This window comes from Ruminococcus sp. OM04-4AA (assembly GCF_003462585.1).
Taxonomy (GTDB): domain Bacteria; phylum Bacillota; class Clostridia; order Lachnospirales; family Lachnospiraceae; genus Mediterraneibacter; species Mediterraneibacter faecis.
The window spans coordinates 1-24,080 of sequence record NZ_QTZH01000021.1; the positions used below are offsets into that span (position 1 = coordinate 1).

At 40.9% G+C, this 24,080-nt stretch carries 19 protein-coding genes; 3 read left to right on the plus strand and 16 right to left on the minus strand.

The features are described 5' to 3' along the window. On the plus strand, positions 1 to 284 hold a 284-nt coding region (locus tag DXB52_RS16345), incomplete at its 5' end, for a hypothetical protein (RefSeq protein ID WP_207661753.1). Between the two features lie 437 nt (positions 285 to 721). Here the strand turns inward: DXB52_RS16345 and DXB52_RS07895 are convergent. The 4 genes from DXB52_RS07895 to DXB52_RS07910 all read right to left on the minus strand — a co-directional run bounded on the left by DXB52_RS07895 (position 722) and on the right by DXB52_RS07910 (position 6,696). Further along, positions 722 to 3,163 carry a glycoside hydrolase family 3 protein gene (locus tag DXB52_RS07895; RefSeq protein WP_118106914.1) on the minus strand — a complete coding sequence of 814 codons (2,442 nt, stop codon included), beginning with the start codon at positions 3,161 to 3,163 and terminating at the stop codon, positions 722 to 724. A 258-nt stretch (positions 3,164 to 3,421) separates the two neighbouring features. Continuing rightward, entirely contained in the window at positions 3,422 to 4,270 is an 849-nt protein-coding gene (locus tag DXB52_RS07900) for a carbohydrate ABC transporter permease (RefSeq protein ID WP_055157935.1), read from the minus strand. Beyond that, entirely contained in the window at positions 4,270 to 5,226 is a 957-nt protein-coding gene (locus DXB52_RS07905; protein WP_054753803.1) for a carbohydrate ABC transporter permease, read from the minus strand. Before DXB52_RS07905 ends, DXB52_RS07900 begins: the two co-directional genes overlap by 1 nt. Positions 5,227 to 5,316: 90 nt before the next feature. Beyond that, on the minus strand, positions 5,317 to 6,696 hold the full coding sequence (locus tag DXB52_RS07910; RefSeq protein WP_118106915.1) for an ABC transporter substrate-binding protein: 1,380 nt from the start codon (positions 6,694 to 6,696) through the stop codon (positions 5,317 to 5,319). Between the two features lie 141 nt (positions 6,697 to 6,837). Between DXB52_RS07910 and DXB52_RS07915 the strand changes: the two genes are divergently transcribed. Further along, positions 6,838 to 7,578 carry an AraC family transcriptional regulator gene (locus DXB52_RS07915; protein WP_118106916.1) on the plus strand — a complete coding sequence of 247 codons (741 nt, stop codon included), beginning with the start codon at positions 6,838 to 6,840 and terminating at the stop codon, positions 7,576 to 7,578. A 103-nt stretch (positions 7,579 to 7,681) separates the two neighbouring features. Here the strand turns inward: DXB52_RS07915 and DXB52_RS07920 are convergent, their stop codons facing one another. Together DXB52_RS07920 and DXB52_RS07925 are read right to left on the minus strand one after the other, a co-directional pair. Further along, positions 7,682 to 10,381, minus strand: a complete 2,700-nt coding sequence (locus tag DXB52_RS07920) for a GH36-type glycosyl hydrolase domain-containing protein (protein WP_118106917.1) — start codon at positions 10,379 to 10,381, stop codon at positions 7,682 to 7,684. Between the two features lie 22 nt (positions 10,382 to 10,403). Continuing rightward, the gene (locus DXB52_RS07925) at positions 10,404 to 12,818 is read right to left on the minus strand and encodes a glycoside hydrolase family 94 protein (RefSeq protein WP_118106918.1); all 2,415 of its coding nucleotides are present in this window, start codon (positions 12,816 to 12,818) and stop codon (positions 10,404 to 10,406) included. A 245-nt stretch (positions 12,819 to 13,063) separates the two neighbouring features. Between DXB52_RS07925 and DXB52_RS07930 the strand changes: the two genes are divergently transcribed. Continuing rightward, a complete protein-coding gene (locus DXB52_RS07930) occupies positions 13,064 to 13,747 on the plus strand; it encodes a hypothetical protein (protein WP_118106919.1) in 684 nt (227 codons plus the stop codon). Between the two features lie 72 nt (positions 13,748 to 13,819). Here the strand turns inward: DXB52_RS07930 and DXB52_RS16980 are convergent, their stop codons facing one another. The 10 genes from DXB52_RS16980 to DXB52_RS07975 all read right to left on the minus strand — a co-directional run bounded on the left by DXB52_RS16980 (position 13,820) and on the right by DXB52_RS07975 (position 24,052). Beyond that, the gene (locus DXB52_RS16980) at positions 13,820 to 14,299 is read right to left on the minus strand and encodes a hypothetical protein (RefSeq protein WP_472520041.1); all 480 of its coding nucleotides are present in this window, start codon (positions 14,297 to 14,299) and stop codon (positions 13,820 to 13,822) included. Next, positions 14,194 to 14,727: an alpha/beta hydrolase gene (locus tag DXB52_RS16985; RefSeq protein ID WP_472520038.1), complete on the minus strand. Its 534-nt coding sequence runs from the start codon at positions 14,725 to 14,727 to the stop codon at positions 14,194 to 14,196. The genes DXB52_RS16980 and DXB52_RS16985 overlap by 106 nt, the downstream gene beginning before the upstream one ends. 75 nt (positions 14,728 to 14,802) lie before the next feature. Then, positions 14,803 to 16,620, minus strand: coding sequence for an ABC transporter ATP-binding protein (locus tag DXB52_RS07940; protein WP_118106920.1), 1,818 nt, complete (start codon positions 16,618 to 16,620; stop codon positions 14,803 to 14,805). After that, positions 16,613 to 18,889 (minus strand): ABC transporter ATP-binding protein, encoded by a 2,277-nt coding sequence (locus tag DXB52_RS07945; RefSeq protein WP_118106921.1) that lies wholly within the window; start codon positions 18,887 to 18,889, stop codon positions 16,613 to 16,615. Before DXB52_RS07945 ends, DXB52_RS07940 begins: the two co-directional genes overlap by 8 nt. Positions 18,890 to 19,020: 131 nt before the next feature. Further along, the gene (locus DXB52_RS07950) at positions 19,021 to 19,449 is read right to left on the minus strand and encodes a MarR family winged helix-turn-helix transcriptional regulator (RefSeq protein WP_227159535.1); all 429 of its coding nucleotides are present in this window, start codon (positions 19,447 to 19,449) and stop codon (positions 19,021 to 19,023) included. 543 nt (positions 19,450 to 19,992) lie between these two features. Then, positions 19,993 to 20,664 carry an ABC-2 transporter permease gene (locus tag DXB52_RS07955; protein WP_117861566.1) on the minus strand — a complete coding sequence of 224 codons (672 nt, stop codon included), beginning with the start codon at positions 20,662 to 20,664 and terminating at the stop codon, positions 19,993 to 19,995. Next, on the minus strand, positions 20,664 to 21,512 hold the full coding sequence (locus tag DXB52_RS07960; RefSeq protein WP_117541977.1) for an ABC transporter ATP-binding protein: 849 nt from the start codon (positions 21,510 to 21,512) through the stop codon (positions 20,664 to 20,666). Before DXB52_RS07960 ends, DXB52_RS07955 begins: the two co-directional genes overlap by 1 nt. Before the next feature lie 2 nt (positions 21,513 to 21,514). After that, complete coding sequence (locus DXB52_RS07965) at positions 21,515 to 21,889, minus strand: GntR family transcriptional regulator (RefSeq protein WP_117541978.1); 375 nt, start codon at positions 21,887 to 21,889, stop codon at positions 21,515 to 21,517. Positions 21,890 to 22,138: 249 nt separating this feature from the next. Beyond that, positions 22,139 to 23,503, minus strand: coding sequence for a DNA repair protein RadA (gene radA / locus DXB52_RS07970; protein WP_117861565.1), 1,365 nt, complete (start codon positions 23,501 to 23,503; stop codon positions 22,139 to 22,141). Positions 23,504 to 23,638: 135 nt separating this feature from the next. Beyond that, the gene (locus DXB52_RS07975) at positions 23,639 to 24,052 is read right to left on the minus strand and encodes a hypothetical protein (protein WP_020435880.1); all 414 of its coding nucleotides are present in this window, start codon (positions 24,050 to 24,052) and stop codon (positions 23,639 to 23,641) included. Between the last annotated feature and the right edge of the window lie 28 nt (positions 24,053 to 24,080).

A 24,080-nucleotide genomic window follows, 5' to 3' on the forward strand; every position in this document is an offset into this window, starting at 1 on the left:
CTAATTCTTCCCTTTTTACTGTTGTTTTGGTTTGTTTAAAAACCGTTCTTAAAAATCTTCTCTTAAAGAAATTTTCAAGGGTTGTTGTTGTCTATTGTTCAGTTATCAAGGTTCTTTGTTTGTGTCGTTCTTTTCAAGCGACAGCTTTTTATATTTTATCAAAAGCTTTTGTCTTTGTCAAGAACTTTTTTATTTTTCTTTCACTGCCGAATCCGTTTGATTACTTCTCACTAGCAGTGTATTTATGCTATCACATTCAAACTTTTCTGTCAACCACTTTTTAAAATTTCTTATAAGTTTTTATCATCTTTACTTATAAATCTTTTCTTCGAACTTTTTCTCTCTTAGGGACTGTCCGCCTCCGCGCCTTCCTCTTATTCAAGCGTCTGTTCTGTAGTTTTTCAGTGCCGTTCTCAGCGACGAATGTTATCTTATCATAGCCATTTCTAATTGTCAATGTTTTTTATATATTTCATGCAATTCAGAATATTCTGAAAATTAGCATCTGCGTTCTCCGACCCTAACAGATTTTGCAAGCTTGCTTGCAATAAACTGGTAGGGTTGGGGAACATAGGGCGAATGCCCTTAACCGAAAGGACGTCAGTTCTTTCGGTTGTTGCAGATGCGTAACATACATTCCAAAACACGACAGATTTTGCAAGCTTGCTTGCAGTAAGCTGATAGGGTTGGGGAACATAGGGCAAAAACTAAATTGACATAATCAGCTTAATCTTCGAATCAGTTTCAGGATTCTGTTTGCACAAAGACGGATTTCTTTTTCTGTAAGTTTTCCTTCTTTATACGCATCACGAATGTTTTTATCATCATCCGGATTTCCCGGCATAATAATATCATTTCCTGCTGCCACACAAACCCACGGAATGCTTCCATCCTCCGGTACTGTTGTATTCCAGTCAGACATGATAACTCCGTCAAATCCCCACTCTTCACGTGCAATCCTTGTGCAAAGGTCCTTGCTGTTTGCTGCATGCACACCATTGATCAGATTATAGGAAGACATGATCGCAGTTGGTGCGCCCTCTTTCACTGCAATTTCAAAACCTCTGAGATAAATTTCTCTCAATGTTCTTTCTGATATGTGTGCATCAACACCCATTCTGTTATCTTCCTGATTATTGCATGCAAAATGCTTGATTGTAACACCACATCCCGGTCTGCTCTGAACTCCTCTGGTCACTGCTGCTGCCAGTGTGCCTGCAAGGAATGGATCTTCTGAATAATATTCAAAGTTTCTTCCACACAGCGGATTTCTGTGAATATTCAATCCCGGTGCAAGCCAGAGATTAATATGAAATTCTTCCATCTCTGCCGCAACCTTCCGTCCAAACTGTTCCATCAGTTTTTTGTTCCAGGACTGTGCAAGTGCTGTTCCTACCGGAAATGCAGTACAATACTGATAGTAACGTTCTGCGCCCTCATGGTCTTTTCTTCCAACAAGATAACCATTTTCAAGTGAACCAAGCACACCTGTTCCATAAACTGTATCTTTCTCACGGTCTACTTCATAAGTTTGCTGCAGGCGGATTCCGGCCGGTCCGTCTGCCATGATCAAAGATGGGATTCCGTATTGATCAAGCAGTGCTTCACTCGTCTCTCCTGCTGTTCCCGGCACTTTAATTCCAGATGCTCCAAGTGTACTTCTGATTTCAGACATATTTCCATACATAAGTGGAATCAAATCTTCTACAGGAATCTCCGTTTCTTCTGGAAGTCTGCATACTTTCTTTTCTTCTGCCTCTGGTTCAAATGATACGTTCGGAAGTTCCTCAAGCAGTGCTGTCCATTCTTCTGCGCGTCTACATAATTCTTCTGCACAGTCTTTGATTTCAACAACTTCACTATGATCTTCCAGTTTCTTTGTTTTCTCCATTATTACATCAGCAGATACCTTTACCCCCGCTGAAAGTTTTGCCTCTGACAAGCTGTTTCCAATCCATATTCCATAAGCACCAGCCTGGATTCTCCACTCCTGCTGCTCTTCCAAAAAGCTTGCGAACGCCTTTGCAGGAAGAACAATATTCAGCATCTCTTTCTCTCCCGGTTTCAGTTCTTCTGTCTTTTCATATCCGACCAGACGACGGAATTCTTTTCTGCTTCCATCCTGAGGAAGAGAAGCATAAATCTGCACAACTTCTTTTCCGCTGTATGTTGTTCCTGTGTTTTCTACCTCAACAGTTACTGTCACACCTTTCGAATCAGTATTTATATCGCAAAGTCGAATGTCAAATTCTGTATAAGACAGACCATAACCAAATGAAAATAATGGTTCAATTCCAAAGCTGTCAAAATAGCGGTATCCAACATAGATTCCTTCCGCATATTCTTCCGTCTCAAGATTTCCGTTCAAATAGCTGAACTCCTCTGCTGCCGGACAATCATCGTAGCGTTTTGTCCATGTTGTTGTCAGCTTTCCACTCGGTGTAAATTCTCCAAACAATATATCAGCAACTGCATTTCCACCTTCCTGTCCAAGCTGGGAAATATTCAGGATTGCACATATATTTTCTGTTCCAGCCAGCAGGTCTGTAAGTTCTACCGGTCCACCTGCATTAAGGATCAATACAGTTGGGATTTTCTGCTCATTCAGGAAATACAGATCTTTTTCTTCCTGGTCACTCAGATAATAATCCCCTTTTCTTTTTCTTCTGTCCTTTCCTTCGCCGGAAATACGGCTTATAACATAAACCGCTGCTTCTGCAGCTTTGATATCTTCATTTGTCACCGCACGGCCATCCGGCATGGCAAATGGATTGGCAGCATAGGCATCAAACGGATTGTCTACATGTTTTGCAGCTTCTAAGATCTGCTCCTTCCACTCTGTTCTCGCCTGCTCATAGCGGTTGTGATAATCTTTTAGCCACTCCTCGCTTACAATACCCGCGTTTTTCTCTTTCATTCCGGCATATATAGATACACTTTCTCTGTTATTTACATCTCCGGAACCAGTACCACCTTTAATTGTCTTCTCTGCCCCAATCCCCAAAAGTGCAATCTTTGTATCTTTTTTTAATGGAAGCAGTCCTTCGTTTTTCAACAGAACAATTCCTTCTTCTGCTGCCTCACGTGCAAACACAGCATGATCTATTTCACGCTGGCAAACTTCTGTACTTCTTGTTCCACTATGTTTCAAATTCTTTTCCATTTACACATCTCCTTAATTCAAGTCGAACATCCGTGAGACTTGGCGCGTGATTCTGGTCAGCGAGCTGACATATTCCTATCAGAATCACTGCGCATCCTCGCGGAGCGTTTATCTCAGTCGGAGATTGGACTCCCACTGAGACAAATTTGCTATTACTCACCACCTGAAGAGGTGAGAGTCTTCTCGACTAAGATAAACCAACTGTAAGAAAAAAGCTGCCCACTAAATGACAGCTTTCCTCCAACAACTTAATTCTTATTATTCTTTTACTCCACCAAGAGTAACTCCTGCAATGATATATTTAGACAACAGCAGGTATACAATAATGATCGGCACGATTGCTACCGTGATCATCATGTAGATTTTACCCATATCAAAGTTCATATAATCCGCTCCACGAAGTGTTGCGATCAGGATCGGGACTGTCATCTTATTCTTTGACTGAATGATCAAAGCCGGAACGAAGTAATTGTTCCAGGAACCTACGAAAGTAAAGATTGCCTGAACTGCAATTGCCGGCTTCATGATTGGAAGAACAATGTGGTTAAATGTCTTAAATTCTCCAGATCCATCTATTCTTGCCGCTTCTACAAGAGAAATCGGAAGGGAAGACTGCAGATAACTGTACATGAAATAAAATACAGCCGGTGATGCAATTGATGGAATGATCAATGGAAGCAGAGAATCATACATTCCCATGTTCGTAACCAATTTCAGGAATCCCATTGCTGTAACCTGTGTAGGCATAACAAGGATTGCCATAATAAATGTAAATGCTACTTTTTTCCCTTTAAAATCATAAGCATAAAGTCCATATGCTGTCAGAGCTGAAAAATAGGTACATAATGCTGCTGAACACCCTGATACGATCAAACTATTCAAAATACCACGGAACATCGGGAAGCTTCCGTCATTCGCTACATTTTTTAGATTTGTAAAGAAATATTTTCCCGGCAGTGCTGAGAATCCCTTCTGTAGCTCTGCATGAGAACGTGTTGCATTTATAATCAATACATAGAAGAAAAACAGACACATAAAAGATAACAGAATCAATACGGTATGTGCCAGTATGCTACGTCCACGACTTGACTTTGTTTTTGATTTCATTATCTCTTTCTCCTTTCTGCTTTTGCTCTTTTCTTAGCTGCTTTCTTAGAACCATCTGGATCGTTATCATTTGTCATACGATATACAAAGAAACAGAGGATTGCACTTACGATAAACAGATATACAGAAAGTGCACCGGCCATTCCATAGTTTTTGCTCTTCAGATGACTGTTCAGGAACATGATCAAAGTCATGGATGTTCTGTTCGGGTTACCCTGTCCATTTGTCAGGATCTGAGGAACATCGAACATCTGAAGTCCGCCAATAATGGATGTGATCAATGTATATGCCAGAATTGGACGGATCAAAGGCAGTGTAATATAGAAGAATCTCTGGATACTGTTACATCCATCCAGGTCAGATGCCTCGAAGACGTCCTGACTGATTCCCATGATTGCTGCCATCAACATAATAGTTGTATTTCCAAACCACATCAGGAAGTTCATAAATCCGATCAACGATCTTGTTCCAAATACAGATCCAAGGAAATCGATCGGTTTTTTCAGGATTCCGATTGACATCAGAATTGAGTTAATCGGTCCATTTGTTGAGAACATTGTAAAGAATAACAATGCAAATGCAGATGCCATAATCAGGTTTGGAAGATAAATGACAACTTTGAAAAACTGCTGCCCTCTAATCTTTAATCGGACATCAGTGAACCACGCTGCAAGTACCAGCGCGATCACAATCTGAGGTATAAATCCGATTACCCACAGAATTAAAGTATTCACTCCATATTTCAGCATATCTGAATGAAGAAGACTCACATAGTTTGCCATTCCTATAAAATTCGGTCCAACCTCTTTAATTCCTGATCGGTAATATTCAAAGAAACTATACCTTACTGTATCGATCAACGGTATCAATGAGAAAATAATGTATGCTACGAAAAAAGGAAGAATAAATATATATCCCCATTTTCCATAATCAATACTTTTTTTCTTTTTCTTCATAATGGTTCTTCCTTTCCACAATATCTTCTAACAGAACAGAGGCTCTGCTGTCACAGAGCTCCCTGCGTTAGTAGCTGTTCATTCCAGACATTATTCTGGCCAAACAACCTCTGTAATGTCAGGATAACGTTCTTTAATTGCTGTTTCAAAGTTTGATTTTGCTTTCTCAAAGTCAACTTTGCCCTGGAAGTAATCGCTGAATGAGTTCTGGATCAACTCCACACATCCTTGATCGTAAGCGGAAAGTGGTGCGATCTTGATGTTTTCAGCAACTGGTGCAAAGTACTGGAATGGGTTCTGTCCGCCAAGGAATTCTGAACTATATGTAGCATCATCGTTTGCTGCTTCCTGCATACCGGATTTTGTATTTGTAAAGTCTGAGTAATCCTGGGAAATCTTTAACAGATTATCTTTTTTTGCTGTCATAGCAAGGATAATGTCTTTTGCATGTTCCGGATTATCTGTACCTGTTGCAACATGGATGTAAGATCCTCCCCAGTTGTATTCCTGCGGTGGGTTTGTTACTGCCCATACACCGTCTTCTCCATCCCAGTTCGGTTTCAGTGTGAAATCAATACCCCATGCCGGGAAGAGGAATGCAAATACTTTGGACTGACTTCCCATTGCTTTGTTCCAGTCATCATTCCACTGACCTTTTACTGTCGGGTTTAAGTAACCTGCATCCAGCCATTCTTTTGAATCATTAATCCACTGCATGATCATTGGATCAACTGTAACCTTTGTGTCTCCATCTTTTACCCATGAATTAGAAATGTTGTTTCCATAGAGACGGAATGTATCAGCATAAGAAGCAAATGTATAATATCCTTTCTGCTTCAATTCTTCTGCTGTCTGTTTCATAGTAGCCCAGTCTTTTACTTTTTCACCTACAGCAGTCGGATCGTCTGTTCCGAATACCTCTTTTGCAATATCACGACGGTAAACCATTGTTCCCGGGCAGCACTGCCATGTAGATCCTCTCTGAACCCCGTCTGCATCGGATGCTGTTGTTTTTGTGAAGTCGTACTGATCTGCAAGATCTTTATCCGGATCAATTCCAAGGTCCTTCAGTGGTACTGCAGTGTCTGCTTCAGCATCTGTATATTTGTATACATAGTCTGTCTCTGACAGGAAGATATCTACTTTATCATCTGTATCAACATCTGCCTGTTTCATAAGTGCCTCATCAAGTTTCTGCTGATAAACACCATCCTGGTTTGGATTGATGATCCAGTGGATCTCTGTTCCATCTTTCAATGTTGTAACAGTTCCATCTTTGGATGTTGACTCAACTTCAGGATATACAGCTTCCAGTCTCTGACGGAACTCATCATTCCAAGAATAAATGTTAATTACCTTTCCTTCTTCTGTACTGGCCTCTCCGCCATTTCCACCTTTGCTTCCACATCCGGCAAGTGATCCAACAGCAACTACTGTTGCCATAAGAATCGCAACAACTCTCTTTTTCATTTATAAATCCTCCTTTATCTAAGCACTCTGCTATGCTTTTCTTGTTGTTGAACTAAATATACCATCTTTTTTCCTCCGATTATATTATTTATCTTAACAAAATATCAAATTCATGTCATAATATAAAAAAGGAGGTTTTTTATGACTTTATCTAATGAATGGTACAATACAGAACTCGAAAACAGCGAATTAGAAACTCTTCACAGATCACCAACTGTAGAATATTCTTTCTATAATGCTGTACGCTCCGGCGACATGGAAGCAGTCATTAAAAACTGTTCCGAAGATGAATTTATTCGCCTGGAAGGAACGGGTGTTCTATCCCGTAATGCGCTTACTAATATAAAATACCATTTTGTTGTCACCACTGCAATGTTGACCCGTTATTGTATCGACGGTGGGCTCGAACCAGAGCAGGCTTACAGACTCAGTGACTTCTATATTCTGAAGATGGATTCCTGCACAACGATCCGTCAGGTTGCAGATCTTCACCATGAGATGGCAAAGGATTTTACAGGTAAGATGATTCTTCAGAAAAAGAGTTCCATTTTATCAAAACCCGTTATGCAATGTGTTGATTATATTTACAGTCACATCAAAGAAAGAATCACGATTCAGGTTCTTGCTGACCACACCGGACTTTCCACGAATTATCTTTCACGCATTTTCAAGCAGAATCTGGGAGTCTCTGTCAGCGATTATATCCGTGAACAGAAGATAGAAAAAGCAACTCATCTGCTGCGATACTCAAACAAATCAATTGTAGATATCGCAAATTATCTTGCATTTTCTTCACAGAGTCACTTCATCCAGACATTCGAGAACTTTACCGGGCTCACTCCAAAGAAGTACCGGGACAAATACTATAAAAGCATGTGGTAAAATCAGATTTCTTCACAGAAGAATTCACAGATTTTCCCACAAAAAATACTGTCAGAAAGCAATTCTCTTTCTGACAGTATTTTTATCTTTTTTAATCTGTCGATTATACTAATTCAATTTCAATCTTATGTGTCTCTTTCACTGAAAGCATCTGAATCTCTCTCTTTGAAAGTATTGTACACCTTTCAGCTGTTATTTCTAATGCTTTTCCATCGCAAGCTGCTTTCTGGATCTTCAACTGATCAAATTCTTTCTTTTCTTTATTATAGAATATAATCTCAAAGTTCCTTCCGGCAAATGTCATCTTAAGTACTGCTTTTCCATCCTGATTATACTGTTCCAGCATAAGTGCAGGTGCGATCTTCAAGTCACCGCAATCTCCTTTCACCCCAAACACTTCTGTGATCATGGTAAGCATATACCAGCTTGCAGCGCCTGTCAGATATGCATAGAGGCCTCTTCCCTGATTATCAAAATATTCCGGAAGTCCAGGATACATCTTACTGTTATCAAATTCCATTGCTGCATCTAAAAGTGCCTGAAGTACTTTATTTCCTTCTTTTGCAAATCCTCTCTGGTACAATGCATTTGAGTACATAACAGCCATGTGTGAGAACACTGCTCCATTCTCTTTCTCGCCATAAGCAAATCCAAACATTCTTCCAAGATCAAATTTTTCCTCATGGAAGTTTGTGTTCAAACGGTATCCGCCGGCTTTCTGATCATAAAGATACTTGTCTGCACTCCTGCAGATAGATTCCACCTGATCTTCTGTTGCCGTTCCACTCATAATGGCAAATACTTGTCCGGTCAGCATCATTCTCACGCTTTCATCCATAACGCCTTCTACTTTTCTGCCATGGTTATCATAATAGCCATTGAACCAGCCATCTTCTCCATCCTTCACCCATTCGTTGGCACGGATGTTTTTCATCATCCAGTCTGCTTTTCCCTCAAGATTAGCCGCAAGTTGATCCAATCTTACAACAATTGTGTCTCCACTGATATTATGTTCACATTTCTTTGCGTATCCTGCAAGGAGTGCCTGCTTACGTGCTGCATCTTCATACAGTTCCACGCTTCCTGCAAGAAGATCTTCCATCTCATGTGCAATTTCAATCTTGCTGCTTCCACTGATTTCTTCCAACTGACGGAGTGTTTTTGCAATATTTCTCAAATTTCCGGCATAAGCACAGGTAAATGCAACACTTTCACCCTTCTCCCATGCCATGTCCAGTGCATCATTCCAGTCGGCACCATGAAGACGCATTTCATTATGCTCTCCTACATCATAGAACGCACACAGATTCTGTAAAAGAATATGCTCCAAAACTGTTCCGAAATAAATGTGGTCTCTTTCTGTTTTCTGCTTCTGTCCATATTCGCTGTTCCAAAGCTTATCATGTGCAGTACCTCTCATAGACTGCAAATCTTTAAAATACGGAACCTTTTCAAACAGAACCTCCATATCTCCTGTCTGATCCAGATACAGACGAGTCGTTACAAATGGCCAGAATGCATGATCCATCCAGACACGTGTAATATTGTTTCTGTCTGCAATAAACTCACCCTGCTTATTTCCGATGATTGTCGCATTTGTTCCATCAATTCTTACTCCGCCATAATTATCCACAATCATCTGACGGACGTTTGAGGGATCCATAATCAGAAGTGCAAGGCAATCCTGCCAGAGATCTCTCCAGCCTCTTCCTCCTTTTCCATAATCGTGATATGGAAGGAAGGAACATCCATAAATTCTTCTTAAAATTGGCTGGAAGCAAATCCACTTCAGATAATTGTCTGTAGCTTCATCACCGGTTTCAAACTCTACATTTACTTTTTCTGTCCAATACTTTTTCACTTTGGCAAGCTCGTTTTCCGCCTGCTCCTTCGTACCAAATGAAGTACAGATTTTTGAAATGGAAGCCTTTTCTCCCGTTGCTCCGGCAAGAACAACATACTCTATTGATTCATTTGCTTTTAATTTTCTGCGTTCAAACCTGAATGCCCCAACAGCCTCTTTCCCCTCCAGATGGCAGCCTGCGGTACATCCCGTTTTTTCTACACGTACTGCTTCCGGAATCAGGAAAGAACCTCCCTCTCCAATAAAGCTTTCAACAGTCGGATAAAACTCCTTCGGGGCATTTCCTTCTGCTGTAAAACCATATACAAAATAAGTCGTATCATTTTTCTGATGTCCACGCTCATCAAAGGATAATACTGGTGTAACTTCTACGCCACATTCTTTCGTGTCGATTCTGTGAAGAAGTGATGTGACATGTCTGTGGTCGCGGATATTATCTGCGCTTCTTCCATAAACCGGAATGGCAACGATCGGTGTTACTTCCTGTTCTTCTTCCGAAAGATTTGTAATCTTGATCAGCTGGATCTCTGTTGTGCCATCAATAGAAACAAAGGATGTGATTTCTGACTGAAGATCATATTTTTTTGAAGTTCTTGTCAACTTCTGCCACATCATTCCTGCTTCCAGAGTACTTTCATCCTGTCTGTCTGTATATTTATCAAACTCCTGCTCCGCTGAAACTCCACATGCTGACCAGTAGCCTTTTCCTTCTACCCGACACCAGAAATTTCTGGTGCCACGGTTATTGTGAAGGTTTTCAATGCTGACAGGTTCGAGAAGGAAATGATTCTGGTCCGTTTTACTATCTCCCCCCAAAGTTGGTGTAATACTGGATTTCAGACCTTCTTCTCCTGCCAGTGGTAAGTAAAGTCCACTATAATTTTCCGGATTTGTAATCGTAAATGTTCCGTTTTTATCTGTAAAATTGATTTTTCTCATGTCCAATCCCTCGTCATTTCATTTAAGAAAGGAATAATTCTACCTCTGTTGTCTTTGTTAACTTCTCCTGTGGAATATAATTATCTTTCATTTGTTCTCCATTTACGAAAAGTTTTTCACATCCTGACTCTGCATGCCCCGGATTTTTCACAACGATATGTAAATGTGAACCTCTGAAATCTTTTTCGATTTCAAATTCCTCCCACTCTTTCGGTACTGACGGAGCAATCTTCAGTCCATAGAAGTCTGGCCGCATTCCGAGAATTCCTTCTACACATCCCACCATAACCGTAGATGCTGTTCCTGTCAGCCAGTGTACATGAGAACGGCCGAAGTTCGGGCTGTGTTTTCCTTCTGTAAACTGTCCATAGCAGTATGGTTCAAGTCTTCTGATCTCTGCACGATTATTCTGTGCAGCCGGTGCATTTTCAATAAAATAGTTAAATGCTCTCTCTCCGTGTCCACGAAGCGCCTCTGCAAGAATGATCCATCCCTGAGACTGTGAGAAAATTCCTGCATTTTCCTTTGTTCCGGCATTGTAGATCACAGCCAGTGCACCTTCAAATGCATGTGCATGATACGGAGGGTCCATCAGGATTGCACCATATTCTGTATTCAGTTTGTCATATACATTCTGAAGTGCAAGATCTGCCTGTGCTTCATTTGCAAGCCCACTGATCACAGACCAGCTCTGTGGGTTCAGCCACATATTTGCCTCCGGATCTGTACGCTGTCCGATCACTTCACCATCCTCTGTGAAGCCACGGATAAAGCGGTCTTCGTTCCAACAGAGATCCTGGATCAGTTTTTCCAGCTTCTTCTGACTTTCCTCCAGATAATTCAGATATTCTGTGTCTTTCTTATACTCAGCAAATTCCTTCAAAATTGTCATTGCATAGTAGAACTGTAATGCAACGAAGGTTGACTCTCCATCTTTTCCGAGTCTTAAGCAGTCATTCCAGTCAGCATAAAGGCCTGCCGGCATACCATGCTTTCCAAGATGATTCATGGAGAAATCTACTGCACGTTTCAAATGCTCGTACACAGTACCTTCTTCTTTATTTGCAAACGGAATCACTTCATCGATAAATTCCAGATTTCCCGTCTCGGAAATGTATTTGTATACTGTCGGGAACAGCCACAGCGCATCATCTGCACGATAAGCCGGGTGTCCTGTCTCCTGCACATAAGAAGCATCATCCGGTGTATCCTCATGTCCCGGATTGTGTGTGAATTTTACAAGTGGAAGCCCTCCACCATTATTTACTTGCGCAGAAAGCATGAAGCGAATCTTCTCTACTGCCATCTCCGGTGCCAGATGGATCACACCCTGGATATCCTGTACTGTGTCACGGTAACCGTATCCATTTCTCAGTCCACAATATGTAAAGGATGCAGCACGTGACCAGATAAATGTCATAAAGCAGTTATATGCATTCCATGTGTTGATCATTGTATTAAATTCTTCGCTTGGTGTCTTCACCTGGAAATGGGACAGATGTCCATGCCAGTACTGAATCAGTTCTTCCAGTTCATTTCTGCAGATTGTTTCACAATCCTCATAACGAGACATGATTGTTTCTGCATCAGCATCTTCTTTCATACCAACAATAAATGCTATTTCTTTTGTCTCTCCCGGATATAAAGTCAGGATTGTAGCTAATGCTCCACATCCATTTTCATTATAATTTCCTTCACAATTTAAAATACCATCTTCCACTCCGACCGGATTGTTGTATCCATGATATCTTCCAAGGAAACCTTCCCTGCTTCCACACCAGGAATCAACCTTTGCACCTGCAAGTCCGAAGAAACGGTCAACAACGATCTTGTCATCCACATCTTTTCCATCTTCCAGCTGATCCAGATTGGCATGGATCATCTGCCGCACACGGTTTCCACGGAACACTGTTCTTGTAATAAACTGAGAGTACTGAAGATTTACCTGATCCTGCTCGTAATTGCTGTTGTTTGTAAATTCTGCATAGCCTGTTACATTGATCTTGCGCATGCGATCTGAGGTATTTGTCACTGCAAGATTCCACACTTCATAAGACTGATTCAGCGGAACATAGTATCTTACTTCTGAATGGATCTCACTATAATCAGCCATCATCTTTGTGTATGCTGTACCATGATGACATTCGCTCTTATAAGAATTCAGATCTTTTCCTACCGGCTGCCAGGAAGCTGACCAATAATCTTCACTCTCCTGATCTCTTAAGTAGATATATCTTCCCGGCTGGTCAAACTGATTGAAGATATATCTTAAAATTCTTCCGTTCGCTCCTGATTTTGCAAAGCTATATCCACCTGCATTATTAGAAATAATTGCTCCATATTCTGGAGATCCAAGATAGTTCACCCAAGGTGCCGGTGTATCCGGTCTTGTGATCACATATTCTTTTTTCGATTCGTCAAAAAAACCATATTTCATACTTCACATTCTCCTATCACACTTATTATAAACAAATTGCAGCCATTCCTACTATCTGCAATTCTATCTTTACTGTGATAAAAGAATATCAAATCAGAACACATTAATATACAAAATAAGAACTCAAAATATCAAATTCGTGACATGACAAAAAGGACTTATTTTACTCCCGTATCAGCTCGCTTGTATAATATACTCATTTCATGTTAAGATAATATCAATTTATAATATGAAAGGATTTTCTCATGCCTGGTTTTATTTTACATTTAACTGCAGCCCAGATGCTGCGAAGCCATCTTCACGAGTACCCTGATTTTCCTTATCCGATTCAATCTGTAAATGATTTTCTGATTGGGAATCTTCTACCGGATGCAACAGACCAAAAAGAGGTTTCACATTTCCGTAACCCTGTTTATCGTGATAAGATGATGGTATTTCCGGATTTAACACGTTTTACTGCTAAATATGACTCTCTTCTTTCTGATTCCAGTGTTTTGGGCTACTATTTTCATTTATATATCGACCGTCGGTTTTTCAAGGATTTCATTCCGGAGATTGTTGATTTTTATGATGAAACCGAACAGATTACAGATATAAAAGAAGAGATTGCGACCGTTTATATCAGAAATTTTCAGACTTATATCCCTTTTGAAAAATATCTTACTGAGGAATATTATTACGGGGACTATACAAAGATGAATACTTATCTTGTAAATCGTTATCAGATTCCACTCGATCTGAACGCACAGATAATAAATCCAGGGATTAATGAAATTCAGTATGAAAATGTACAGCAAGTCTTAGATTCATTACATGAATACCTTAGTGTTACCGAAGATGCGGTAAATGACCTCAAGGTGTTTCCACTTAATAAGCTTCTTGCTTCACTCGAACAATATACAATTGAATTTCTATCCAATCCTTTATAGAAAAACTCTACCATCTTGCTACATTTCAATGTGCAAGAAATGATAGAGTTTCTTTTTCATCTTTTTTACAAACTAATTTATTCTATCTTCATAATGACGGAAGAACTTGCACTCTGCATCATTACACCTGTCTGCATCTGCCAGCTTCATATTCAGATGGAACACATGCTCCAATTTCTTTTTTGTTCCCTCGTAGCAGGAATATATATACGGAACTTTCTTTTCTTTCAAAACTTTCTCCAATAGTGGTGCCTGCTCTTTCAGGAAATCTTTTTCTGCTGTCATCAGATATACCGGTGGAAAATTCTCTGTCACATATGTGTCTACATTAACCAACTCTAATTCCTCCGGTGTACCACCTTCCGGAAGAAGTTCTTTCATCAGATTATCTGTCATCTCATTGCTCATTTCTTCCAGGCCGAAGTGATACTGACCACAATTCAGGGCTACTGCACGAATCTTAAGATCCTGCGGTGTCTGGATTCCATATTTTTCTTCGTAAACTTTTGCATATTCTGGATTTGTACATAAATTTGTATACAGACCAAGCATATGGCTCCGGCAGAATCGCCGACTGCAAATATATTCTCTGTATCGAATCCATATTCTTCTGCATGATCTAAGATCCAGCCAAACACAAGGTTCGTATCTATGATAGATGCCGGGAATTTTGACTCCGGTGCCAGACGGTAGGAAAAATTCACTACTGCGAATCCTCTTTGTGCAAGACTCATGCAATAAAACTGGTAAGTCTTCTTGTCTCCATAGACCCATCCGCCGCCATGCACACTGACAATAACCGCAAGTTTTTCTTCTATGTTAATTGCTTTTGGACGATATACATCCAGAGACTGCCAAACCTTATCTTCTCCATAAACAATGTTGTCAAATCTCTGAATGTCGTCCGGTGTTGTTAAACCGGCATCCCTTATCATATCTCCTACTGCAAAAGTTTTACGGACAATTGCACTTGTTTTCATATTGTATCCTTTCTTAAAAAGAGCAGCCTTCTGACTGCCCTTCGTATATAACTGATTTACTTGTAAAATTTCACTTTACGCGATCTCTGTCGTACTCTCGAACTGAGAATTATACAGATCCGCATAGAATCCGCCTCTTGCAAGGAGTTCTTCGTGATTTCCCTGCTCGATAATGTCTCCGTCCTTCATAACAAGGATCAGATCGGCATCACGAATGGTTGACAAACGGTGGGCAATAACAAAGCTTGTTCTTCCCTTCATCAGATTATCCATTGCTTTCTGGATCATTTCCTCAGTACGAGTATCAACGGAACTTGTTGCCTCGTCAAGAATCAGGATCTTCGGATCTGCAAGGATTGCCCTTGCGATTGTGAGGAGCTGTTTCTGTCCCTGGGATACATTACTTGCTTCCTCATTCAGTTCCATATTGTATCCACCCGGAAGTGTCTGGATGAAACGATGCACATGTGCCGCCTTCGCTGCCTGAATCACTTCTTCCTCTGTCGCATTCAGTTTTCCGTAACGGATATTGTCACTGATCGTACCATGGAACAGCCAGGTATCCTGCAGAACCATTCCGAACATTTCACGGAGTTCACTTCTATTGAAGTCCCGGACATCGTGTCCGTCAATCTTGATTGAACCACCATTTACATCATAGAAACGCATGAGCAATTTGATCATGGTTGTCTTTCCGGCTCCTGTCGGACCAACAATTGCGATCTTCTGGCCTTCTTTCACATCCGCTGAGAAGTCATTAATGATGATCTTATCTTCATTATATCCAAAACGTACATGCTCAAATTCAACATTTCCCTGAAGATTCTCTACAGAAACCGGATTCTCTACTGTCTGATCTTCCTCCGGTCCTTCCAGGAACTCGAAGACACGCTCTGATGCTGCAGCTGTTGACTGAAGCATATTCGCCACCTGTGCGATCTGCTGCAATGGCTGTGTAAAGTTACGTACATACTGAATAAAGGACTGGATATCTCCAACCTCGATCACATCCTTAATTGTCAGATATCCCCCAAGGATTGCCACTGCCACGTAACCTAAGTTTCCAACAAACTGCATTACAGGCATCATCAAACCGGAAAAGAACTGGGATTTCCATGCGGAATCATACAGCTTATCATTTGTTTCATTGAATACTTCAATTACTTCCTCTTCTTTATTAAATGCCTTGATGATGTTGTGGCCACCATAGATTTCTTCTACCTGTCCATTCACATTTCCAAGGTATGTCTGCTGCCCCACGAAATATTTCTGTGAATGTTTCATTACGAATCCGATCAATCCGGCAGAAAGCGGAAGAATCAAAACTGCAATCACTGTCATCAGCGGGCTGATTGACAACATCATGATAAATACACCAATCAGAGTTGTAACCGATGTGATCATCTGCGTCGCACTCTGGTTCAGGCTCTGTCCAAGTGTGTCAACATCATTTGTCACACGGGAAAGCACTTCACCTACCGGCTTTGTGTCAAAATAGCTCATCGGCATACGGTTGATCTTCTCGGAGATTTCTCTTCTCAGACGGTAAGTTGTCTTCTGAGACACACCTGTCATCAAATATCCCTGAACAAAACTGCACAGTGCGCTGATTACATACAAACAAAGAACGGTCAGCAGAATCTGTCCGATTTTGCCGAAATCCATTCCGTCTCCACCGGAAACTTTGCTTACAAGTCCATTGAAGATCTCCGTCGTTGCTTTTCCTAAAATCTTCGGTCCGACAATATTGAATATGGTTCCACAGATAGCAAACACGGCTACGAAAAATACCTGTACCTTGTAAATTGCCATATAGCGGATCAGCTTTTTCATTGTTCCTTTGAAGTCTTTTGCTTTTTCATTCGGTCTTCGACCGCCATGCATTCTAGCCATGAATCTGATCCTCCTTTCCATCTGTCTGCTCATTTAACGCTGCTTCTAACTCTTTCTTGGACAGCTGGGATTCTGCGATTTCACGGTATACCGGACAGTTTTTTAGAAGCTCGGCATGTGTTCCCTTGCCTGCCACTTTACCTTCGTCCAATACTATGATTTGCTCTGCATGCAGGATCGTGCTGATTCTCTGTGCAACGATCAGCACCGTACTTCCGCTTGTCTTTTCAGCCAGCGCACGGCGGAGTGTTACATCCGTCTTATAGTCAAGGGCAGAAAAACTGTCGTCAAAAATAAATACCTGCGGGTGCTTTGCGATTGCTCTTGCAATAGAAAGTCTCTGCTTCTGTCCACCGGATACATTCGAACCTCCCTGTGAGATCGGGCTCTTATATTTCTCCGGTTTTGTGTCAATAAATTCTGTTGCCTGTGCAATCTCTGCCGCCTCGATCATCTCATCATCGCTTCCATGTGAATTACCAAACATGATATTAGATGCGATATCTCCCGAGAACAGAACTCCCTTCTGCGGAACATATCCAAGCTTCTCACGAAGTTCATGCTGTTTCACTTCACGGATATCTACACCATCCAGCGTAATATCTCCGGATGTCACATCATAGAAACGTGGAATCAGATTTACCAGCGTAGACTTACCACTTCCGGTACTTCCGATAATCGCTGTTGTCTCACCCGGCTTCGCTGTAAATGTAATATCTTCCAGAACATCTTCATCTGCACCTGGATAACGGAAAGATACATGATCAAATGTAAGGACACCTTTTCCATCTTCCGGGAAATGTTTTTCTTGCTTTGGATCGTGAATCATTGTCTCACTCTTCAACACTTCCTCAACACGGTCTGCTGCCACAGCTGCTCTTGGAAGCATAATTGAAATCATACAAAGCATTAAAAATCCCATAATGATCTGCATCGTATACTGGATAAATGCCATCATATCTCCAACCTGCATCTGTCCATCACTGATTCCGTGTGCTCCCGTCCATACGATCAGAACAGATACACCGTTCATGACAAACATCATCACCGGCATCATAAATGTCATTGCACGGTTAACGAAAAGATTCGTCTTCGTCAGTGTGCGGTTTGCATCATCAAATCTCTCTTCCTCATGCTTCTCTGTACTGAATGCACGTATAACCGGAAGTCCTGTCAGAATCTCTCTTGTTACAAGGTTCAACTTGTCAACAAGATTCTGCAGCACTTTGAACTTTGGCATAACAACAAGGAACAGCAACAAAACTACAAATGCAATGATAATAACCGCAAGTCCGATGATCCAGGACATGGATACATTCGTCTTCATAACCTGCAGCACTCCACCGATTGCAAGGATTGGCGCATACAGAACCATACGAAGCAGCATAACGATCAGCATCTGAATCTGCTGGATATCATTCGTACTTCTCGTGATCAAAGATGCTGTTGAGAAGTGATTGAACTCGTTGTTTGAAAATCCAACAACCTTATGGAACACTCCGCTTCTCAGATCACGTCCTGCACTTGCTCCAACTCTTGATGCCAGAAATGCAACCATAATACTTGCTGCCATTCCAAGAAGAGCAAGTGCAGCCATCTGACCTCCTGTTTTTAACAGATAATGAATCTGTGTCTGATCCATGTCCATTCCAAGGTCTTTATATGCACTCCTGCAGAAGCTCACTGCTGCCTGATCAAGAATTGTATCCGGCATCTCTGACATCTGCTCTTCAATCTTCTCAACCATTGTTGCTCTCTGCTCAGCCGGAAGCATTTTCAGAAGATCAAACATAGACATATCATCGAGTGGCACTGACTGTGGCATTCCCTGGGACATTCCTTGTGACATCTGCTCTTTCAGTTTCTCTTCCATCTGCTTTGTTGTATCACTTCCGGACTCAATTCCTGATGTCATCATCATTGGAATCTGAAGGATCTCTTTCAGCTTTCTCAATGTATGTTCATCTTCCGCAACAGAATCTTTCAGGACATAAGCTTCTTTCTTATAAGATGTATTATCTTCTGTATATGCATCCATTACTGTCTGTTGATCGTCTTCCGACACAAACAAAAGCAATTTTTCCATTTCTTCTGTTGCAATCTGTCTCGGTACTTCATCTTCAATACCGCCCTGCTGGATTCCTACATTTACAATATCTGATGTGTAGGCCGGCAAGGACAGATCACAATACGCCTGCAAAACCAGAATCAGCAAGATTGCAATCATTGCTTTCCAGTATGATGCAGCATATTTGAATAAATTCTTCATAATCTGCGTGGTTCCTTTCCTAGTAATTCTCTGTTACTGTTCGCAATATGTGCGAGCAACAACAACTCTCTTCAAGTTACATAATCTATCACTAACCGCTGATTCTAAGCGACAGCAATCTACTCCATTTATTACTCCACATTCTCTAAAATCTGCAAGAGCAGCCGGCGAAAAAGCATCTTCTCTTCCGCAGTCATTCCTTCAAACACGATTTCTTCCAGTTTCTCAGCTGTCTTGATTACATAAGCTACGCAATCTTTCCCTTTCTTTGCAAGAGTGAGACGCATCACCCTCTGATCCTGCTCATCCGCTTTTCTTATAATATAACCTTCCTGCTCCATCTTCTTGATCATTGATGTAATTGATGGCGGCGTTACATTCAAGCGCTTCGCAAGTTCCTTCTGAGACATGGAATCTTCCTGATGAAGGGCAAATAAGATACCTGACTGGGCTCTGTTCAAATCGTATTCTGCATACAATTCCTGTGCCCTCTTCCCTATCAAATGCATGCTCTTTCCCATCAATCCAAGCAATGGAACATCTTTTTTCTGACACTTCACGTTCTTTTTCCTCCTTGATTTATTGATATGTTCTGCAAAATAAAAGCTCTGACTATCACTTTCCCTGCAGAACGAACGCTAAAATTAGTTAGTTAATTAACTAATTGAAAATATAGTACTTTCTCTTAAGTAAGTCAATATTTTTTCTTATTTTTCACACTTTCTTAATACTTTTTGCACATAAACTAATTAGACTGTTAATTAATTTTAATAGAACAAAGAATGTACCTTGGCCCATTCTTGCGCCTGCGGTGGTCGCTTGCGACACCTACCTTGTACGCCGCAGTGCGCATCCCTAGCGGAGCGTTTTTATATATTAGGAAAGAACTTTCCTAATTATATAAAAAATGATGAAATCAATTGGCTGACACCATCTGATTTCACCACTCCATCTTAAAATTCGTTACTGTTCACACGATGTGCGACCAGCAACGCATCTCACCATTTTAAATCGCCTTTGGCGATGAGGCGAGATGCATTCAAGCCAAAACATGCATCCTCCGTGTCAATCAGCGAAGTGATTGACACGGGAGTGAACAATAACTAAAACTCTTTCTTTTTCATGACTCTCATACTGTAAATATAAGAGATGAACCATACAAGCAAGCTCAACGCAATCACTAAAAATATCATCTGTGTATCTTCAATTCCTTTTGCCATTTGTGCAAATCTCTTCTCCACGCTTGAACTTGCATTCACAAGATATCCGATCAAATAACATCCTACAAAGATTGACAAAAATATAATAGCAAATACAAGTCTTCCTTTCTCGCCTTCAAATTTCAGTTTAATTGTAATCATAATTCCTGAAATTGCTAAAATAATCATTAACGCAATTAAACTTTCTGCCAGTCTTTCCAGATTAAATCTTTCTCCCGGTTTTATCATTGCAGCAATTCCTGCACAGATCATACCTGCACACCATCCAACTACAGTTAAAATAAATGAGAAGATATATTTTTCCTGTACATATACTTTTCTGTTTATTGGTAAAGAAAAAAGGTAGTTATAACCATGTTCTGCTTCATCATAACTAATTGTACTTCCAGAATAAATTGCCATTACACTTGTAATATAAATAGAGACAAAATTGGTCTCCATATTTCCTGCAAGACTTAAAAATAACCCCACAATTGCAATTACAAGAAAAAATTTTCCACCTTGATAACGAAACAACCGAAAATCCTTTTCCAAAAGTCCTCTGATTCCTTTCATCACATCCCGCCTCCTGTCAACATCAGAATCACCTGATCGAGTGATCCGCTTTCCACTACAATTTCCGGATAATTTTCTGTATAATACTGCTTCTCATTTGTCAGACAGGCAATTCCGAAATTTTCTTTTCTCTCTTTCAGGATATAGTTTTTATCTAAAGCCTGATACTGTTCCTCGCTGACTTTCAACATGGCATACTTTTCAAGAATTCTATCCATCTCTTCATGAAGTACGATCTTTCCTTTATGAATCACATAAATATCATCACACAGATGCTCTAAGTCTGAAGATATATGTGAACTGATCAGGATACTTCTCTCCGGTTCTTCTTCCATATATGTTCTCAAAATATCCAACATCCCTTCTCTTGCTCCGACATCAAGACCGGCTGTCGGCTCATCCAGCATCAGGAAATCTGCCTGATGCGTCAATGCAATGATCAGATTCAGCTTTGCTTTCATTCCAGTTGAATACTCTTTTAAGAATTTATCCAGTGGAATCTGATATCTTTCACACATCTGAAGAAATTTTTCTTCTTCAAACTTTGGATACAGTTTGGCAAGAACTGCCTTAACATCTTTTCCTTTTAAATATCCGCTGAATCCTGCTTCTGCCAGGACTACTCCCATCTGTTCTTTCTCTTTCTCGTTTAACTCTTGCGGTGTTTTTCCAAGAATCTTTATCTCGCCGCCATCATAGGAAATGAGTCCGAGTACTGCCTTGAACACAGTGCTCTTACCGGCTCCGTTTTCTCCGACCAGACCTGTGATCCTTCCTTTTTCTACATTTAGCGAACAGTCTAACTGAAATTCGCCGTAGCTTTTCTTTACCCCTTTGATATCTAACATAATTATTCGTCCTCCATGATGAGTTCAAACAAGGAGCGGATCTCTTCCTCTTTCATTCCGCAGCGTCTTCCTTTCTGAATCGCTGCTTCCAGATCCGCCTCAACTTCTTTTCTGCGCTCTTCTTCCATCAACTGTGTATTCGAAGCTGCAACATAAGTTCCTTTTCCATGAACCGTGACCGTCATGCCCTCCGCTTCCAGATTGTCATATGCCTTCTTTACGGTAAGTGCACTGATCTTCAGTTCCTTTGCCATCGTTCTCACTGACGGCAGTATATCATTTTCTTTTAATTCTCCGGAGATGATCTGCGCTTTGATCTGCTCCATGACCTGTTCATAGATCGGTACCATCGATGAATTATTGATTATAATCTTCATAAGCAACCTCCTGTTGTAAACAGTATATAACAGTGTATCACTGTTGTCAACTGTTATATACTGTTTGTTTTTTCAATTTTCAGGGCATTGTTTTATTGTATTACTCCGTATCCAATATCCCCAGCATATTGTAAACTATTTTTTTCTTAAAACATAAAAGAAGTTTCCAACACAAGCTTTTCATCTTATATTAGAAACTTCTTTCTTCATTTGCTCTATTTCATTATAACCTTGCAATGTTTCTTATTACTAAAAAATCGCCACAGCCTCATTCACACTCTTCACACCCAGCAGCTTGATTCCCTTAACATCCTTCACCGTCTTCATGCACACTTCCGGAAGGATACACGTCTCGAATCCAAGCTTCTTCGCCTCAGCCACACGCTGCTCCGGCATATTCACCGCACGTACCTCACCACTCAGACCAACCTCACCGAACACGATCGTTTTTTCATCGATCGGACGATTCCGGTAACTTGACACAAGTGCCATCACGATTCCGAGATCGATTGCCGGCTCATTCATCTTGATTCCGCCCGCAATATTTACATAAGCATCGCAATTTCCAAGATTCATACCAAGTCGTTTTTCAAGTACTGCCATCAAAAGATTCACTCTGTTATAATCTGTTCCTGCTGCAGTTCTTCTCGGCATACCAAAGTTTGTTCTTGCAACTAGTGCCTGAATCTCCAGAAGAATCGGGCGTGTTCCCTCCATCGAACAGGCTACAACAGAACCGGATGCATTCTCCGGTTTTCCACTCAGCATATATTCGGATGGATTCTCTACTTCTACAAGTCCATTCTGTCTCATCTCAAAGACACCGATCTCATTCGTAGAGCCAAAACGATTCTTCACAGCTCTGAGGATTCGGTAAGATGCATGACGATCTCCTTCAAAATAAAGTACTGTATCCACCATATGTTCCAGCACACGCGGACCAGCCACGGTTCCTTCTTTTGTCACATGGCCAACAATGAAGATTGGGATACATAGTCCCTTCGCCAGCTGCATAAATACATTCGTAGACTCACGAACCTGGGAGACACTTCCCGGTGCGGAATTCACCTCTTCACTGTACATCGTCTGGATGGAATCAATGATCACAAGCTCCGGCTTCTCTTTCTCGATCACGCTGCGGATAATCCCCAGATTCGTCTCACACAAAAGCAACAGATTCTGGCTGAATTCACCCATACGGTTTGCACGAAGCTTAATCTGAGTCTGTGATTCCTCTCCTGAAATATATAAAATCTTCTGCTGCTTCGCCATCCTCTGGCAGACTTGCAAGAGCAAAGTTGATTTTCCAATTCCCGGATCTCCTCCTACCAGAACGAGTGACCCCGGCACAATCCCACCACCAAGAACCCTGTCTAATTCTTTAATTCCAGTCTTATTCCTTGTATCATCATCCGCGGAAACTTCTGTGATTGGAACCACTTTCGCTTCATTCACCGCTCTAGCTGCTACAGTCGTTCCTTTCGTGATGCCACTGTCAATTCTCTCCTCGACAAATGTATTCCATTCCTTACACATTGGACACTGACCGAGCCACTTCGCTTCCTCATGCCCACAATTCTGACAGAAGTAAACTGTTTTCTTTCCTTTTGCCATTCATAATTTCCTTTCTGTTCGAAGCAAGCGTAATACAGCTTGCCAGATTTATAGATTAGAAAAGGGAAAGGCGCATCTTGCAATTCCTTTCCCTCTGTTTTTACACTACTCTTGTTTCTATCCGAATCTGACTGATTAGCATTTGACAACTTTGATTGCAGCACTCTGATCTGCGTTAAGTTCAACACTTACACTTAATTTTCCGCTTAAGTTTGTTCCCATCTTACCTGCAGACTCTCCGGCGATAAATACTTCATATTCGCTCTCCGGCTCAAGTTCCAATGTAAACTGTACGTCTTCCGGTGCGGAAACTGTGAACTCAACTTCTGTGTCTGTCTCTTTGAAGTTCTCTACTGTACTTCCCGGAACAGACTCATAAACGAACATTCCATTTTTCTCCAACTTTGTAATCTCCGCAAATGTCTTTACTTTATAAAGATCTCCTTTAAATTCAAATCCGTCCTTCTTTGTCTTGGATGCAAGAGTGTAATCTCCAAAGCTTAATGTTCCGTCGTTCTCTGCACGCAATAATTCTTTCACTGTTGCCATTTTTAATTTCCTCCTGGGTATATATATG